Here is an 18231-nt window from a genome sequence, read left to right on the forward strand (position 1 = left end):
AGGGTGTATATTAATCGTAAATGGAATTACAAATAATGGTTATTCCATTATTTACAAATATATCATTTGCTATTGTTCTTTGCAAGGTACTATAAATTTGTTAATAATGTGAATAGGTGGAAGTATTTTTGTACATTTTTAGAAGAGATATAAAAATGTCATTTTAAGATAAACAAAATGTTGTAAGCGCATTCTTTAAATCTTGTCAAAATAATATCGAATTCATATTGTTGGAAAAATAATGCATTTGTAATATAATGATAAATGATACTTCACCACATTAATTAACTAGGTGAAATTAAAAATCTTTATTACACAAATTATGAAACAAAGGAATGATTAGTTTGAGTACAGGTGTAAAAGTAAACGACGTGAAGACAAAAACAAAAGGAGCAGATCTTGTTGTTGATTGTTTAATTAAACAAGGTGTTACACATGTTTTCGGTATTCCAGGAGCAAAGATTGACTCTGTATTTGATGTATTGCAAGAAAGAGGACCAGAGTTAATCGTTTGTCGTCATGAACAAAATGCAGCATTTATGGCAGCTGCTATTGGTAGATTAACAGGGAAACCGGGCGTATGTCTTGTAACTTCAGGACCAGGGACATCAAATTTAGCGACAGGTCTTGTTACTGCGAATGCGGAGAGTGATCCCGTTGTTGCTTTAGCTGGTGCAGTACCGCGTACGGATCGATTAAAACGTACGCATCAATCTATGGATAATGCTGCACTATTCGAACCAATCACAAAATATAGCGTAGAAGTAGAGCATCCTGATAATGTGCCAGAAGCACTTAGTAATGCATTTCGAAGTGCGACTTCCACAAATCCGGGAGCTACTTTAGTAAGTCTTCCGCAAGACGTTATGACTGCGGAAACAACTGTAGAGTCTATCGGTGCGCTTTCTAAGCCACAGCTTGGAATCGCTCCCACAAATGATATTACATATGTAGTAGAAAAAATAAAATCAGCGAAATTACCAGTTATTTTACTCGGTATGAGAGCGAGCACAAATGAAGTGACGAAAGCTGTTCGTAAATTAATTGCGGATACAGAACTTCCTGTCGTTGAAACATATCAAGCAGCTGGTGCGATTTCACGTGAGTTAGAAGATCATTTCTTCGGCCGCGTTGGATTATTCCGTAACCAACCAGGTGATATTTTACTAGAAGAAGCAGACCTTGTTATTTCTATCGGTTATGATCCAATCGAGTATGATCCAAAGTTCTGGAATAAACTTGGCGACAGAACGATTATTCATCTTGACGACCATCAAGCAGATATTGACCATGATTACCAACCAGAGCGTGAATTAATTGGTGATATTGCCTTAACGGTAAATAGCATCGCGGAGAAATTACCGAAACTTGTATTAAGTACGAAATCAGAAGCGGTATTAGAACGATTACGCGCAAAATTATCAGAACAAGCAGAAGTTCCAAATCGTCCTGCAGAAGGTGTTACGCATCCACTTCAAGTGATTCGTACACTTCGTTCTTTAATTAGTGACGATACAACTGTTACATGTGACATCGGTTCCCATTCTATTTGGATGGCGAGATGTTTCCGTTCTTATGAACCACGTAGATTATTATTTAGTAACGGCATGCAAACGTTAGGTGTTGCACTTCCTTGGGCAATCGCAGCTACTTTAGTAGAACCAGGTAAAAAAGTAGTTTCCGTATCAGGTGACGGTGGTTTCTTATTCTCAGCGATGGAGTTAGAAACGGCGGTACGTTTAAATTCTCCAATCGTCCATCTTGTTTGGAGAGACGGCACATATGATATGGTTGCATTCCAACAAATGATGAAATACGGCAGAACATCAGCTACAGAGTTTGGCGATGTTGATCTTGTGAAATATGCGGAAAGTTTCGGGGCGTTAGGTCTTCGTGTTAACACGCCTGATGAATTAGAAGGGGTATTAAAAGAAGCATTAGCAGCAGACGGCCCTGTCATTATTGATATTCCAATCGATTATCGTGACAACATTAAATTAAGCGAAAAATTATTACCAAACCAATTAAACTAATGGAGGCAGATTTGAGATGACTGTTGCGCAATTAATTGATATTGATGCAAAAAAAACGAAAATGAGTAATGAAGTATATCAAACATCTACAATGCTTGCGCTATTAGATGGTATATATGATGGTGTGATTAGCTTTGAAGATTTGAAAAAACATGGTGATTTCGGCATCGGCACATTTGATCAATTAGACGGTGAAATGATTGCATTTGATAATGGATTTTATCATTTACGTTCAGACGGTTCAGCGGAAAAAGTAGAGCCAGAAGAAACAACGCCATTTGCAACTGTAACGTTTTTTGAAAAAGAAATGAGTTATACGGTAGAGCGTCCGATGAATCGTGAAGAAGTTGAAGCGTTATTACATGAATTAATGCCAAGTAAAAACTTATTTTACGCTATTCGAATGGACGGTACGTTCCATGAAGTAAGAACGAGAACTGTTCCAAGACAAGAAAAACCGTATACACCACTCGTTGAAGTGACGAAATCGCAACCAATCTTTTCATTTGAAAATACAGAAGGTACGCTTGCTGGATTTTGGACACCAGATTACGCACAAGGTATTGGGGTAGCTGGATTCCACTTACATTACATTGATGATGAAAGAAGCGGGGGCGGACATGTTTTCGACTATGTTGTAGAAAACTGTACGATCCAAATTTGTCAAAAAGCTCATATGCATTTAGCACTTCCAGAAACAGTAGATTTTATGGCGGCTGAATTATCAAGAGAAAATTTAGAGGATAATATTGCAACTGCGGAAGGTGCAGAGTAAGAGGGAAAGACTGTTCCATTTTGGAACAGTCTTCTTTTATTCGTAATGTTATTATTTGTCAATAAATCGATATTTCTTGTCGAACCGTTGATATCGCTTATTTCTTTGAAACAAACGGATGTCCCTCATAATAAAAACGCCACGGATAATGTACAGCTTCTTCTGCATAGTCGATATTAATACGAGGTCCTGCTGTTATTTTATATTGTGATGATATGTGTTCTTCTTTTGGAACTAATTCAATATGTAACGTATCACTTTGTAACGATACACCGCGTTCTTCTAAAGTAATTCCGAGGGCACGGCATAGTTTGCCAGGACCGTTCGTTAAATTTTTGTACTGCGCTTTTGTAATTTCGGTCTTATTGTAGCGCGCTAGTTTTATTTCTTCTATTCCATCTACCGGCTCAAGGGCTCGAATGAGAACACCTTGCGGGGTGCCCGCTGGTGCTGTAATAACGTTAAAGCAATGATACATACCGTAAATTAAATATACGTAAGCATGCCCTGGTGCACCAAACATAACTTCTGTGCGGTCCGTTCGTCTGCCTCCGTAACTATGTGCGGCCTTATCATCGGGGCCTTTATATGCTTCTACTTCTACAATGATTCCGCTTCGCTTTATTCCGTCTACAATATGAACAAGTTTTTGTCCGAGTAATTTTTTTGCGACTTCTAACGTATCGCCTTCATAAAAAGAAGGAGGTGCCTGCATTGTACTATCTCCTTTACTAAGTGTATATGTATATAGTAAACCAAATTTTCAGTAGTAATTCTAACTCGTTCTATTTATCGGGTGTATTTCATAAATTATGGATAGAGTACAACAGCGAAGAGGGGGAGTGCGACATGATTTATCGCTTACTAGCTCTTAATATAGATGGGACACTACTATACAACAATGGAAAAATTGCAAAAGGATTAAGAGAAACAATTGAATTTGTGAAAAGAAAAGATGTATACGTTACGTTATTTACGAGTCGTAATTTTCAATCCGCTCATAAAGTAGCAAAGGCGTTAAAATTAGATTCCATATTAGTGACACATGGTGGTGCTTTCGTTTCAGCAACGTTAGATAAGCCGTACGTTCAAAGAAGATTATCTGAAGAGAAGACTTTTAACATTGTGCAAGTGTTAGAGCACTTTGATTGTAACGTACGTATTTCTCATGAACGGTTTTCAATAGGAAATCGTGAGAGAAATACACCAAACTTAATTGCGCGCACTGTATTATCAAGCGCAGATCCGTTATTTTATCCAGTTCAATTTGTAGATTCGTTAGGTGACGCGCTTCGTGACCATCCGGTAGCAGCGCCAAAAATTGATGTTCTTTTCCAAAGTAAAGGTGAAAAAGAAAGAGGACTGAACACATTAAGAAAAGCGTTCCAAGATGTAGAGTATGTTGAATGTGATTCAAAACGAATAGAAATTTTACCGCAAAATGTATCAAAGTTACGTGGATTACAATTGCTTGGAGAGCATTTAAATATTTCGCTAAATGAAATGGTTGCGATTGGAGATAGTATGGAAGATTTAGAGGTTATTGAAAACGTGGGACTTGGGGTAGCGATGGGGAACGCGCCTGTAGAATTAAAGCAAGCAGCAGATTGGATCACACGTTCAAATAGTGAAAACGGTGTAGAGTATATGATTAAAGAGCATTTCCGTAAGCAATTCCCGCTTCCGTTTTTGAAGAATCATAAAAATACACCGAAACGATGACAAAAAAACGTAGCTTTTTGGCTACGTTTTTTTGTTTATCTTATTAAAAACAGTGAAAGCGTTTTAAAATATGAATTGTGTATGAAATCTATACAATTCACTTGAATCCTTTAGAAAACTAATGTAAAGTGGATGATGTTGCCAAAACAGTTACACCACATGAAATATTCTTCAGATTAATTTTATTGGGCTCCCATACGTAAAAGTATTTCCGCATGACAGTTTAGTTCACGTATTATTTCAAAAATGAATTGTAGCAATCTTATTAAGTAGTTGTAGTGTTTCTTTGTTTTATTTAAATGGATTATTTTAAGTTAATGTGAGTAAGGTTTGGTACATATGATATGTACTTCTTTTTGTGGTTTTAGGAAGTTTAAAAGGGGGAATGAATTTCTTGAGGAAATCATTTAATCAAAAAATTAAAAAGTTAAGTAGTAGTTTAATAGTTGTATTACTAATATGTATGAATTTTTTAATCCATTTACCATTTAAAGCAGAGGCAGCTACAACAGAATTAAAAGGTTTAGGTGATGTATCTTATTACAACGCCATCATTTTTGGAGATCATAGTGCAACGAGTGCGGATATTGAAGGTGCGATGGCTGTTCAGAAAAATATGAACGCATCAAGTTATACAGTCGTAGCGGCTGCAACTGGAGCAAATAACTTAGCTGGAGCAACTTGGGTAGATGAAGGATATCCATCATTATTACTAGGCGGTCAATTTACGAAAGCGGGAGCAGGACAAGTAATTATTCAAGATGGAACAGTGGCGATGACAAAAGACGGTGACCCAGAGGGCGCAATGAAAACATCATATGACCGTATCTCTTATAAAGAGCAAGCGGAGATTGATGCTAAGTTTAAAGAATTTAGAAAAGACGTTGATGGTGTAATCGGGGATGCAAGTAAACTACAGACTGATAAGCCAAAACCTAATATGAGCTTTGGCATCGGTGAAGATGTAAATAACCCTAATATTTATGTCTCTTCAGGCCAAACTGGAAAGAAAACATTTGATGTAAAAGACGTTTTTCTTCCGAATGTAGAGAATAAAGACTTTATTGTTATTTATTCAGATGCAGAAGAAGTGAGTTTTGGTGGCGGTGCAATTTTGTATGATACAAGAAATACTGGGATGGCGACGGATTTAATTAATACATCTCAAGCATACGATCCTAATTCATCTTTTACTGAGTTAGCTAGTAAGGTAATTTGGGTATTTCCTAATGCTACAAAGATAACAACTAAAGGTTATGGTGTAGTAGGTAGTGTGTTTGCACCTAATGCAGTTGTAGAAACAAAAGGTGGTTCTATTAATGGACAAGCCTATGTTGGAGGATTACACCAAAGAGATGGTTTTGAGGTTCATAACTTTAAATTTAACTGGCCAAAGTGGAATAAGCCAGCAACTGAAAAAGGACATTTACAAATTAAAAAAGTTGATGAAAACGATGAAAACATTGTTTTAAAAGACGCAAAATTTGATGTTATAGACAAAGATAATAACGTTGTGGCTACTGTTACAACAAACGAAAAGGGTATTGCGGAAGTTAAAGATTTACCATTTGGTGACTATTTTGTAAAAGAAATAAATGCACCAGAAGGATATATAAAAGTTGATACACCAGTCAAAGTAACAATTGATAATACAAACGTAATTGAACTTGTTATGAAGAATACGAGAAAAGTAGAGAATGGCCAATTTAAATTATTGAAAAAAGATAGTGAATCTGGTCAACTTCTACCAGGTGCAAAATTTGATGTTATCGATAAAGATGGGAAAGTTGTGGAAACAATTGTTACAGATGATAAAGGTGAAGCCTTATCGAAACAACTTCCAGTTGGAAGCTATACATTAAAAGAAGTAGAAGCACCGAAAGGATATGAATTATCATCTAGTTCAGTTTCTGTTGATGTAGAGGCTAATAAAATAGTGACTGTAGATGTGGTGAATAAAAAGATCTCCGAAAAAGTAACGGGGCAATTTGAAATCGTGAAAGTAGATGCGGAAGATAAAACGAAAGTATTATCAGATGCAGAATTCGAAGTGTATAAAGATGGTAAAAAAGTAGATACGTTACGAACAGATAAAACTGGTAAAGTAGTTTCTCAGAAATTAGAACCAGGAACATACACATTAAAAGAAACGAAAGCACCACAAGGATATAAATTGTTAAAAGAAGAAATTGAAGTCGTTGTGGAAGCAGACAAAGTAGTAGAAGTACAAGTAGAAAATGCGAAAGAACTAGGAAGCTTACAAGTAATCAAAAAGGATGCAGAGAGTGGAAAAGTTCTAGCAGGTGCAGAATTTAAATTAAAGAACGAAGCTGGTCAAGTAGTTGGAGAAGCGAAAACAACGAATAAAGACGGTGTTGTGAAATTCGAAAACTTAGTGCCAGGAAAGTACACGTTAGAGGAAACGAAAGCGCCGGAAGGTTATAAAGCGCTAGAAGTGACAGTAGAAGTGAACGTTGTAGCGAACGAAGTAGTAAAACAAGAAGTCATGAATGAAAAAGTGAAAGAAGAAATTACAGGTCAATTAGAAATTACAAAGGTAGACGCTAATAATACAAATAAAATATTAGCAGGCGCAGTGTTTGAAATTTGGAAAGACGGAACAAAAATCGACACATTAACAACAAACAAGAGCGGTAAAGCGACTTCTAAGGAGTTAGAACCAGGAGATTACACTTTAAAAGAAATCAAAGCGCCAGAAGGATATACTTTATCCGATAAGGAAATGAAATTTACGATTTCTAATGAAAAAATTGAAGTTGTAAAGCTTCAAATTACAAATAAAAAAGATACAGAAAAAGGTCCGGAAAAACCAGGTGAAGGAACAGAAAAACCAGGTGAAGGAACAGAAAAGCCAGGTGAAGGAACAGAAAAGCCAGGTGAAGGAACAGAAAAGCCAGGTGAAGGAACAGAAAAGCCAGGTGAAGGAACAGAAAAACCAGGTGAAGGAACAGAAAAACCAGGTGAAGGAACAGAAAAGCCAGGTGAAGGAACAGAGAAGCCGGGTGAAGGAACAGAGAAGCCGGGTGAAGGAACAGAGAAGCCGGGTGAAGGAACAGAGAAGCCGGGTGAAGGAACAGAGAAGCCAGGTGAAGGAACAGAAAAGCCGGGTGAAGGAACAGAAAAGCCGGGTGAAGGAACAGAAAAACCAGGTGAGGGAGTAGAAAAACCTAATTTACCAGAAAAAGGACAAGGTTCTTCTAATAATCAACAACTTCCAGCTACAGGACACAATACGAATTACGTTCCATTCATCGGTTTTATGCTTCTGCTATTAGGAATACGTTTAAGATTCATGGCTAAAAATAGCTAAAAGATGTATAAAAGGCATCAGAGATATATAATCTCTGATGCCTTTTAAGTGAATACAGATAAAATGAAAATATCTATATGGAATGATAAATATGTTAAGCTTCAATTACGCTAAGCATTCTGTTTATAAATGCAGCTGCGTGTGCACGTTGTGATGGTCCTTTTGGTACGAATTGATTAAATTCATTACCTTTTACAATTCCGTATCCATACACTCTTTGTACTTCTTCTTTAGCGTAAATTAAGTTTTGGTCTACGAATGGTAGTTCAACTTGTTTTGCAAAAATACCAGCGTGTTTTAGAGAACGATCGATCATAATAACAGCTTCTTCGCGTGTAATTGTAGTATTTGGATCAAATGTATTATCACCACGTCCGCGGATTATACCTGCGCTTGCTGCACGATTAATACCGTCTCTTAACGATGGGTGTACTTGTTCTAAGTCTGTGAAATTAGCATTTCCACTTGGTAATTGTAAAGCACGAGTAATTAGTGTAGCAAATTCAGCACGCGTTACAAGACGTTCTGGGAAGTACTTGCCGTTCCCTTCTCCTTGCATAATGCCTCTAGCTGCTAATTGACGAATGTCTTGTTCATACCATCCACCTGTAATGTCATCAGTTACGGGATTTTTTTGATTTTCCTTATAGTATGTTTCAGTTCCTTTTAAGAAAGCATCCCATTGTCCGCGTTGAATCATAAACGCAGGGCAGTTTTTTCCTGACCAAAATTGGTGTTTTTGGACCTTATCTAGAGAAATATTTAAGTCGTTCATTAAATAAGCTGCCAATTTACGGGCATTTTCTACCGCTTTTTCATAGTTTCCATCTTGATTAACGGCAATTTCAATTCCGATAGATTCATAGTTTCCAGTTTTATTTCCAGCATGCCATCCAACTTCATTTACTGGAAGATGTTGGTAAATTTCTTTATCATCTACTGTGAAATGCCAAGATGCGGCGCGATCAGCTGTTCCGCGTGCTTGATTATCTAAGAATTTTGCATGATTTAGAGCATTGGCACCCTTCGCTGTATTAGCTGTTTCGTGAATCGTAATATATTTAGGTACCATCGGGTAGCCAGGGCGAATATCGTCATTTCCTTTTGGGACAATCATTTCTTTAAATGTAACGCCATAAATATTGTTTGTTTGTAGAGCTTCTGGCGATCTCAATAAACTATTTTTAGCAGTACGACTGTTTTTTAATAATGAAGCTTTTGTACCTTCAAATGTAGCAGAAGGTGCATAAATCCATTTTGCTGTTTCATTTATTTGGACTTTAAACCAATTTCCAGCTTGTTCAGTAGGAGTTATGACTTGTGGCTGTAGTTTCCCTTCTTCTTTAAATGATTGGAACGGAAGGGCATGTATGGAAGCTTCTTCTTTTACGATTAATTTTTGATTAGATAGTTTATGAATCTCTTGAACTTCTAAGCTATTATCATTGTTATCTATCCATCCAGCGCCAGTTGGCGTCGTTATGTAATAAGCATTTCCTTTTTTCTTTGTCGCCGTTACGACTTGTTCTGTAATCTCGATATTCGATTTGTTTTTTAAATCATTCGCGGTATATAATGAATGTTTTTTTGAAGTGTATAGTAGGAATTGGCTAGTAACCTCGATATCTTCTTCATGAGTACTATGCTCATTAACATGCTCTTTAATACTTTTAAAAACTTGATCTTCCGTATATACTTCAGCGGATTTTTCAGCACTCTCTGCAAATGAATAAGTAGGTGCAAGAACAGTTTGTAATGCAAGAGAGAGAGTTAAAACACTATAAAATTTCTTTTTCATATTTTTTTTAACACATTAGATTATGGAATCTAGTGTTAACATTCCTCCTTTTTATATTGTATTTTCACTATGTATCGATTTTAGTACTAATAAATTTTAACAAGAGAAAATGATGATGTCTATATACATGAGCGATATTCATAAAAAGAATTATTTGAAAAAATGTAAGAGAAACAGGTAAAACCTTCTGTATTGACCTGTAAACGCCCTTCAAGTAAACTAAAGAGAGTTTGCAAATGAAAAGGTGATAATGTTGTTAATTTCAATTAAAACGTTACAAGATGATCGTTTTTTACGTCCGCTACAAAATATTGGCGGCTTATTTTTTGAAGATAGTACGATTGGATTTGAACAAGAGGAAGCAAATCTTATCGTTGATATACACATTGAGGATAATGTGAAAGCATCCGCTCGATTAACGGATGTTAGCACAGGAAATGTGTATGAAGAAACATTCTCGAAAGATTTATCTGCTTTCACAGATGAAAAAGAGCGTATGAAGCAAGTGAAGCACGTTGTTTCTTATGTATATCTTTCTGTTCTTCAGCAGTTAACTGGTATTGAACAAAGCTGGGGTATTTTAACGGGAGTACGTCCGACGAAACTTCTTCATAAAATGCTTCAAAATGGTATGTCAAAAGAAGAAGCGCATCAAGAGCTTCGTGAAAGTTATTTAATTCATGAAGAGAAAATTGAACTTCTTCAGCGCATTGTTGATTGCCAATTAGCAGTTGTTCCGGATTTATACCGTTTGAAAGAAGAAGTAAGTATTTATATCGGTATTCCGTTCTGCCCAACGAAATGTGCATATTGTACATTCCCGGCTTATGCGATTAATGGACGCCAAGGCTCTGTTGATTCGTTCTTGGGTGGTTTACATTATGAAGTTCGTGAAATTGGTAAGTTTTTAAAAGAAAAAGGTGTAAAAGTTACGACGATTTATTACGGCGGCGGTACACCTACAAGTATTACAGCAGAAGAGATGGATATGCTGTATGAAGAAATGTATGAAGCGTTCCCAGATGTGAAAAATGTGCGTGAAGTAACAGTTGAGGCAGGTCGCCCAGATACGATCACGCCAGCAAAGCTAGAAGTGTTAAATAAATGGAATATTGACCGTATTAGTATTAATCCGCAGTCATACCATCAAGAGACACTAAAAGCAATTGGACGTCATCATACTGTAGAAGAAACAATTGAGAAATACCATTTAGCTCGTGAAATGGGAATGAACAATATTAATATGGACTTAATTATTGGTCTTCCTGGTGAAGGGTTAGATATCTTCAAACATACGTTAGATGAAACAGAAAAGTTAATGCCAGAATCATTAACAGTTCATACGTTATCATTTAAACGTGCTTCTGAAATGACGCAAAACAAACGTAAATATAAAGTAGCAGGTCGCGAAGAAATTACAGCGATGATGCACGAAGCAGAAGAGTGGACGCAAAAGCATAATTACGTACCATATTACCTATATCGTCAAAAGAATATTTTAGGTAACTTAGAGAACGTTGGTTATGCAATGCCGACGCAAGAAAGTATTTACAACATTGTCATTATGGAAGAAGTACAATCAATTATCGGACTTGGCTGTGGTGCATCAAGTAAATTTGTTCATCCGAAGACGGGAGCAATTACGCACTTCGCAAATCCGAAAGATCCAAAATCATATAACGATGGCTTCGTAAAATATACAGAAGATAAACTGAAAATTTTAGAAGAGCTATTTGCATAAGAAGAAAGAGGTTGTTCCGAGTCGGAACAACCTCTTTTTTATCCTGCAGTAACGGGCGGTCCGATTATATCTTGTCAGTTTTTGTCGGTAAGTCGATATATTCAAAAAATCGCTGATATAATTTGAGTTGCGCTGATATATTTTGAAAATCGCTGATATATTTCAAGTTACGGTCGATATACCTGGAAAATCGCTGGTATAATTTCATTTACCGTCTAGTGGTACCGTATGTAAAACTATGTCGATAATAATCAGAAAAATTAGTCAAATCATTAAAGGACAATGTCTACTTATGGACGAAATGATAGATTTATGAAAGAGAAAAGGGGGAAATTGTTGGCATGTACATGACGATAGGGAGAATTTTTGATTTATCAGTTGGTAAGTATCCGAATAAAGAGGCGTTAGTGGAACCTGAAAAGAATATTCGCTGGACGTATAAACAGTGGGATGAACAAATAAATAAAACAGCGCACGCTCTATTAGAAGACGGAGTAAGAAAGGGAGATACGGTATCTGTTTACTTATATAATTGCCGTGAATTTGTAAACGTTTACTTAGCTTGTGCGAAAATTGGAGCGATCTTTAACCCGATTAATTTCCGCTTAAAAGCAAAAGAAGTATCTTATATTCTTCAGGACGCATCCTCGAAAGTCGTTGTCTTTGAAAAAGCAGTTGAGTCAACTGTTGCTATAATTGAAAGAGATTTTCCAAATACATCTTTTTGGTCTATAGAAAACGATAAACCTTCCTATGCAAGTTCCTACCATGAAAAAGTGAATGCAGCATCTTCTGAGAAAGTAAATATTGAAATTGATGAAATGGATTATTGTTCTATGCTTTATACGAGCGGTACGACAGGTCATCCGAAAGGCGTATTACATCGTCATCGCGAAATGACTGAGCATAGTATGATTTGTACGTATTTCCTTAAATATAATAGAGATAGTGTAGGGCTTGTTGTGGCGCCTTTATATCATTGTGGTGAATTAAACGCTGGAATCATACCACGCATTCAAGTTGGCGGAAAGAATGTTATTTTGCATCATTTTGATACAGAAACAGTATTACATACGATTCAAGAAGAAAAGATTACGACGTTCTTTGCAGCGCCGACAATGTGGAATATGTTGTTGCAAAAAGATTTAGCTCAGTATGATTTAACTTCGATGAAGATTGGTATATACGGCGGAGCAGCAATGGCACCGGCGTTAGTAAAAGAATGTAAAGAACGTCTTTATATTGATCTTGTTCAAATATACGGAATGACAGAAATGGGGCCAGTTGTTGCGTTTCTCGTAGAGGAGGATCAAATTACGAAAGCTGGTTCAGCAGGCACGCCATGCTTTAGCCATGAAGTTCGTATTGTGAAACCGAACGAGGATGCACCGGCAGAACCAGAGGATGTATTACCTCCTTATGAAGTGGGAGAAATTATTTTGCGCGGCCCAACTATGATGGCTGGCTACCATAATCGTGAAGAAGCGAATAAAAAATCGATGTATAAAGGATGGTATCATTCGGGTGATCTAGGCTATTTTGATAAAGACGGTTATTTATTCGTTGCTGATCGCGTTGATGATATGGTAATTAGCGGTGGCGTAAATATTTATCCTCGTGAAATTGAAGATTTCCTTCATAGTCATCCTGGTATATTAGATGTGGCGGTACTTGGTGAGCCAGACGAATTATGGGGAGAGCGTGTTGTGGCAGTTATTGTGAAGAAAGATGAAACAATAACAGAAGCTGATTTAGAAACGTATTGCAAAGAAAGTGATGAACTAGCAGATTATAAACGTCCGCGTCATTATTTATTTGTAGATGAACTCCCTCGTAATGCGAGCGGGAAGTTGCAGAAATTTGTGCTGAGGGAGTCATTGAAAGGTGCGAAAAAATAAAAAATGAAGGATACCCCATATCTATGGGGTACCCTTCATTTTTCTATATTAAACAGAAGAAACAATATCTTTGTTAATTCTCATTTCTTCTTGTTGAAGGTTAATTAGCGCATTTGAAATAAGGTGGAAAAACAAAATGGATGTAATGTCCAAAAAGAAAAGACACCTTAAGGTGCCTCTCTCCGACTTGAACCATTTCATTTCATACGAATCTATCCGTATTACCATTACCCCTTTGTTATGAGTGTAAACACATACTATAAAGCAGAATCGTCTATATACACTAGATTGTTAGTTCACAAAAGACAAGAGATTTGAGATCAATATTGAAGTGACGCCACATCCCCTATAATAATTGATATGTTACGCCTTTTAAAAGAATCTGCTTTATAGAACGTGCCCACAAGTTATATTTTACTACATGTAATATTCATTTAGTGTATTTTTTGATGAATATGTATAATTACATAAACTGTATGAAAAAAAGAGAGTATACTCTGATGTTGTGTAATAAAGATAAAGCCCGCCTACGGAATAGGGGGCTTTTCTTACTTTTTATAAATATTTATTCCAATTATATTATCAGATGAGTCTAAACGAATATAAACGTCAGCTGATAAAAGGTGTGCATTATATATTCTTTGTTTATATGTTGATATCTCGAAGCGTTTTCCATTTAATTCACATTCTAGAATAATCATATCGCCATGTTCTTTCCAATTTATTAATTTAGCAGTTGTATTCATATAAACCTCCTCTGAATCATTTTATGAAAATTAGTAGAGATAGTGTGAGAAAGGAGTTTATATAACAAAAAAAGACACCTTAAGTGTCTTCTTTGATTACTATAAAAGTCGTTGAATGAAATAGGTTTCTATTTTTATTTGCGTGAAAAGCCTTCTTCATCAAGGTATTCCGCAGCTTCTGGATAAGAGTTGAATGTACCGTCTAAGTTTACACCAGCGTACACGTTCCACATGTCATCCTCTGAAATAAGAGTAAGAATATGACCATCTTCGTTCTGCCATTCTTCTTCTTTCGCAGGTTCTACAGGTGCTACTACCTCTTCTTGTGATAGAAGGTCAATTGATTTCTCAATTACTGAACGTAACTCCTCTGCTGAAAACTCACGGATGTTAACCATGCCTTTATCATCTGTTTTATAACCTTTAATACCGCTTGCATATACAAATCCATTTCCATTTGGGTGTAAATGAAATACAACGTTCTTTTTATCTAAACGACTTTCTTCAAAGTGGAAGTTTACACGTTTTAATGATACGTTCTTTCTTTCTAGTTCTGGGAAAGATTCAATAATCGATAATTTTTCTTCAAAAGTTAGCATAGTGCCTCCAAGTATATAGTAAAAGATTTAATTTGTTCATTATAGCATAGTTGCAATTGTTTCCAAAGATAAGGGGAAAACTTTTCGTTGAATACGTTTACGTCACGAGAATGTAAAAAGTGAGCTAACGAATGTATCTTTTTAGGTGTACAATGGAACATGGACTTTATACAAAGGTGGTTTTTTTATGTTTCAAAAAATAGCAAAGGAATGTTTAGCAGGATTTACTGTTGCGATTGTTGCGTTACCACTTGCGATTGCATTTGGTATTGCCGCGACAGGAACGTCTGAGGGAGCGCTTGTTGGATTGTATGGTGCGATTTTTGCCGGTTTATTCGCAGCGTTATTTGGCGGGACACCTGGGCAAGTAACAGGGCCAACTGGACCAATTACCGTTATTGCAACAGGAGTTATTGCGACGCACGGGTTAGAGGCAAGTTTTATTGCCTTTATGATGGCAGGGTTATTTCAAATTTTATTCGGTGTATGTAAGCTCGGTTCTTACGTTCGATATATTCCGTATCCTGTCGTTTCAGGATTTATGAATGGTATTGCATTAATCATTATTTTAGGCGAAATAAAGCACGTACAAAATAGTTTTTTACTTGTTGTGTTAACGATTATTGTAATGATTGTTTCTGGCAAATGGATTAAGGCGATTCCGTCTAGTTTAGTAGCACTAGTCGGTGTGACAGCTTTGCTTCCTTTATTTTCTTCTCTACTCGAAGGACTTACAGTAAAGTTACCGATTATCGGAAATCTTTCACTAAATAAAGTAATTGAAAAGATTGGAACCATTCCAGAAGCGATACCTACGCTTCATATTCCATCTTTAAGTGGAACAGGAATAGCAGCACTTATTTTACCAGCGCTTAGTATTGCTTTATTAGGATCGATTGACTCGTTGTTAACATCGGTCGTAATGGATAATGTGACAGGTACACGTCATAAAAGTAATAAAGAGCTCGTTGGACAAGGTATCGGTAATATGATGAGCGGATTGTTTGGCGGATTAGCAGGTGCAGGTGCGACTGTAAGGTCTATCGTGAATATAAGAAGTGGCGGTAAAACGGCACTTTCGGCATGTATGCATAGTGTTATCTTATTTATTTTTATTATGGGTCTTGGTTCGGTCGTACAATATATTCCACTTGCTGTATTATCAGGTATTTTAATTTTAACTGGTATTGGAATGTTCGATTGGGGAAGCATGAAAAAGATGCATGTCGCTCCTAAAGGTGATGTCGTTGTTATGCTCGTAACGATGATTGTAACGGTGAAGTTCGATTTAATGATTGCTGTTGCCTTCGGTATTATTCTTTCGTTCATCATATATATGGTGAAATGTAAAGAACGTAAAACTTCTATCGTAAAAGAAAAAGAAGAAACGTACACAATTCAAGGGCCGCTCTCTTTCCTATCAGTAGATCGTATTTTCTCTACTTTACAAGATGTGAAGTCACCGGTTGTTTTACGTATGAAAGATGTGCGTTATATGGATGTATCAGGAGCTATGGCATTATTAAATTTTGTTGAGCAATCAAATAAAGTAGGAGCAAGTGTAAAGCTTGAGCAAGTACATCCGAGTATTGAAAAAACAATCGCAGTAATGGCAAGCGATGAACAGAAAGAGCAATTGAAAATCTTAAGTGTTTAGATAGTAATTAGAATATCTCACAATTTTACATAAATTATAATGTAGAGTTGTGGGATGTTTTTATAATGTTTTTAGTAATATGTACGCAGTGACAGAGAGGAAGGGCTCTTTTGGCGTAACAGAAACGCTTATAGTGTGTACATATATAATGGAAGGAATTAGAAAAATATTGTGAAGAGACAGGCTTAAATGGGTTCGCTTTTCTATTTTGAAAAAAAAACCAAGTATTCAACCTATAATAAATTTGTTATGATAACCAATGGGATAAAATGAATCCCCATCGCTTAAAACAATATGTTTGAGAGTATATGTATAAAAGAAAAGAGAAAAAATATGAATAAAACATTTGTAAAAGGAGCAGCAATTTTAACCATTACAACTTTTTTGTCAAAATTGCTTGGTAGTTTTTTTCAAATTCCATTACAAAATATTGCAGGAGATGAAGTGCTCGGTATTTTTCGCCTTGTTTTTCCTGTATATATGATTGCTCTTACATTATCGGTAGCCGGAGTTCCACTTGCAATTTCGAAACTAATTGCAGAGTTGAACGAAAAAAATAAGCAAAAGGAAATTGCGAAATTATTTAAATCAGCGTCAATTATTGGGATAGCATTTGGCGTTTTCGGCTGTTTAGTCATTGTATTATTTTCTATTGAAATTGCGAATATGCTCGGTGGACAAGAAACTAGAATGCCGTTGCTTATTACTTCATTAGCATTACTCATTGCGCCATACATGGCGGTGTATAGAGGGTATTTTCAAGGTTTCGGTGATATGAAACCAACAGGGGTATCACAGGTCATTGAGCAATTTGTACGTGTGTTTTTTATGTTAATAATTGCTTACATACTAGTATCATGGGATAAGAGTAATACTGTTATTACTAGTGGTGCGATGGTTGGCTCTTTTCTTGGAGTCATTAGTTCGCTTATATATTTGCGTATAAAATATAATAGAAGTCCATACTACAATAAAAGCAATTCCTATTCGCTCCGAGATTTAAGAGAACACGGCAAAAAGATATTGCGGGTATCGATCCCAATCGCTATCGGAGCTTTATCAATGCCACTTTTAAATTTAGTAGACTCGCTTACAATACCGCATGTATTACAAGGATCATCAGCAGAAATTCAAGAACAATTTGGAATATACAGTCGCGGTTTTGCATTCACGCAAATAATTGTTATTTTTGCAAGTGCAATTGTATTTCCGTTAATACCACTCTTAACTTCCGCATTGGCCAAAAGAGATATAAATTTGGCGAAAATAACAATTCAAAATACAAATCGACTAGCGCATGTTTTGACAGCACCGTTAACAATATGGTTGATGGCATTAACCGTACCGTTAAATGTCGGATTGTTCACAGACGTAAAAGGCAGTAGTATGTTAACAGTTATGATTGGCAGTTCGTATTTTACTGCGGTTATGGTATTATCAATAGGTGTTTTACAGGGCATTAACCGTTCTGCACAAGCTGCATGGATTGTTATTGGTGCGAGTTGTGTGAAAGTCATGTTAAACATGATGTTCGTGCAGAAGTTTGGCATAGATGGAGCGGCGTATAGTACATTAATTACTTACGTATTGATTTGTATTGTAAATCATTTGTATATTCGAAGCTATATTGCCTATTCTATTCATTTAAAAAGCTTTTTCGGTGTGCTAGCAATAGCATGTATTTTGGGACTAGGATTGTATGAATTATGTAATGTGATAGATGTTACAACTTCAAGAATTATGACGTTATTATTCAGTGGTATAGCATTAAGTATTACAACCATTTTGTATGGTGTATGTGCTTTGAAATTAAAATGGATATCAATAAACAAAATACCATTTTTGAAAAGATAAATATAGAAATTTAATTTTTTATTATAATTCATATGAACTGATAAAGAGGAAACTATGTAGGGTATCAAGTGTTTAGG

The 18231-nt window shown here is 36.1% G+C and carries 12 protein-coding genes; 8 read left to right on the forward strand and 4 right to left on the reverse strand.

Annotated features, from left to right (window positions below; translation table 11 throughout):
* Nucleotides 1–344: 344 nt before the first annotated feature.
* Both alsS and alsD read left to right on the forward strand, forming a co-directional pair.
* The gene (alsS, locus tag N2V80_RS04455) at nt 345–2033 is read left to right on the forward strand and encodes an acetolactate synthase AlsS (RefSeq protein ID WP_000103546.1); all 1689 of its coding nucleotides are present in this window, start codon (nt 345–347) and stop codon (nt 2031–2033) included.
* Nucleotides 2034–2049: 16 nt separating this feature from the next.
* Complete coding sequence (gene alsD, locus N2V80_RS04460) at nt 2050–2808, forward strand: alpha-acetolactate decarboxylase (RefSeq protein WP_061654723.1); 759 nt, start codon at nt 2050–2052, stop codon at nt 2806–2808.
* Nucleotides 2809–2905: 97 nt separating this feature from the next.
* Here alsD and N2V80_RS04465 read toward each other — a convergent pair whose 3' ends face one another.
* Nucleotides 2906–3523 (reverse strand): DNA-3-methyladenine glycosylase, encoded by a 618-nt coding sequence (locus N2V80_RS04465; RefSeq protein ID WP_001148778.1) that lies wholly within the window; start codon nt 3521–3523, stop codon nt 2906–2908.
* Nucleotides 3524–3657: 134 nt separating this feature from the next.
* Here N2V80_RS04465 and N2V80_RS04470 point away from each other — a divergent pair, with 134 nt between their 5' ends.
* Together N2V80_RS04470 and N2V80_RS04475 are read left to right on the forward strand one after the other, a co-directional pair.
* Nucleotides 3658–4530, forward strand: a complete 873-nt coding sequence (locus N2V80_RS04470) for a Cof-type HAD-IIB family hydrolase (protein WP_000640419.1) — start codon at nt 3658–3660, stop codon at nt 4528–4530.
* 394 nt (nt 4531–4924) lie between these two features.
* Nucleotides 4925–7861, forward strand: coding sequence for a SpaA isopeptide-forming pilin-related protein (locus tag N2V80_RS04475; protein ID WP_340979491.1), 2937 nt, complete (start codon nt 4925–4927; stop codon nt 7859–7861).
* A gap of 94 nt (nt 7862–7955) precedes the next feature.
* Here the strand turns inward: N2V80_RS04475 and N2V80_RS04480 are convergent, their stop codons facing one another.
* The gene (locus N2V80_RS04480; RefSeq protein WP_000726535.1) at nt 7956–9659 is read right to left on the reverse strand and encodes an S-layer homology domain-containing protein; all 1704 of its coding nucleotides are present in this window, start codon (nt 9657–9659) and stop codon (nt 7956–7958) included.
* Nucleotides 9660–9909: 250 nt separating this feature from the next.
* On the opposite strand from N2V80_RS04480, the gene N2V80_RS04485 reads away from it, so the two are divergent.
* Nucleotides 9910–11400, forward strand: a complete 1491-nt coding sequence (locus N2V80_RS04485; RefSeq protein WP_001999181.1) for a coproporphyrinogen III oxidase — start codon at nt 9910–9912, stop codon at nt 11398–11400.
* Nucleotides 11401–11741: 341 nt separating this feature from the next.
* A complete protein-coding gene (locus tag N2V80_RS04490; RefSeq protein ID WP_000281980.1) occupies nt 11742–13298 on the forward strand; it encodes a fatty acid--CoA ligase in 1557 nt (518 codons plus the stop codon).
* 548 nt (nt 13299–13846) lie between these two features.
* On the opposite strand, the gene N2V80_RS04495 is transcribed toward N2V80_RS04490, so the two are convergent.
* Nucleotides 13847–14044, reverse strand: a complete 198-nt coding sequence (locus N2V80_RS04495) for a hypothetical protein (RefSeq protein ID WP_001098258.1) — start codon at nt 14042–14044, stop codon at nt 13847–13849.
* A gap of 134 nt (nt 14045–14178) precedes the next feature.
* Nucleotides 14179–14643: a hypothetical protein gene (locus N2V80_RS04500; protein WP_000954998.1), complete on the reverse strand. Its 465-nt coding sequence runs from the start codon at nt 14641–14643 to the stop codon at nt 14179–14181.
* Between the two features lie 187 nt (nt 14644–14830).
* On the opposite strand from N2V80_RS04500, the gene N2V80_RS04505 reads away from it, so the two are divergent.
* Nucleotides 14831–16300 (forward strand): SulP family inorganic anion transporter, encoded by a 1470-nt coding sequence (locus N2V80_RS04505; RefSeq protein ID WP_000486650.1) that lies wholly within the window; start codon nt 14831–14833, stop codon nt 16298–16300.
* A 333-nt stretch (nt 16301–16633) separates the two neighbouring features.
* Entirely contained in the window at nt 16634–18154 is a 1521-nt protein-coding gene (locus N2V80_RS04510; protein ID WP_001043994.1) for a putative polysaccharide biosynthesis protein, read from the forward strand.
* The last annotated feature ends 77 nt before the right edge of the window (nt 18155–18231 follow it).

The sequence above is a fragment of the Bacillus sp. FSL W8-0640 genome, assembly GCF_038007725.1.
Lineage (GTDB): Bacteria > Bacillota > Bacilli > Bacillales > Bacillaceae_G > Bacillus_A > Bacillus_A cereus.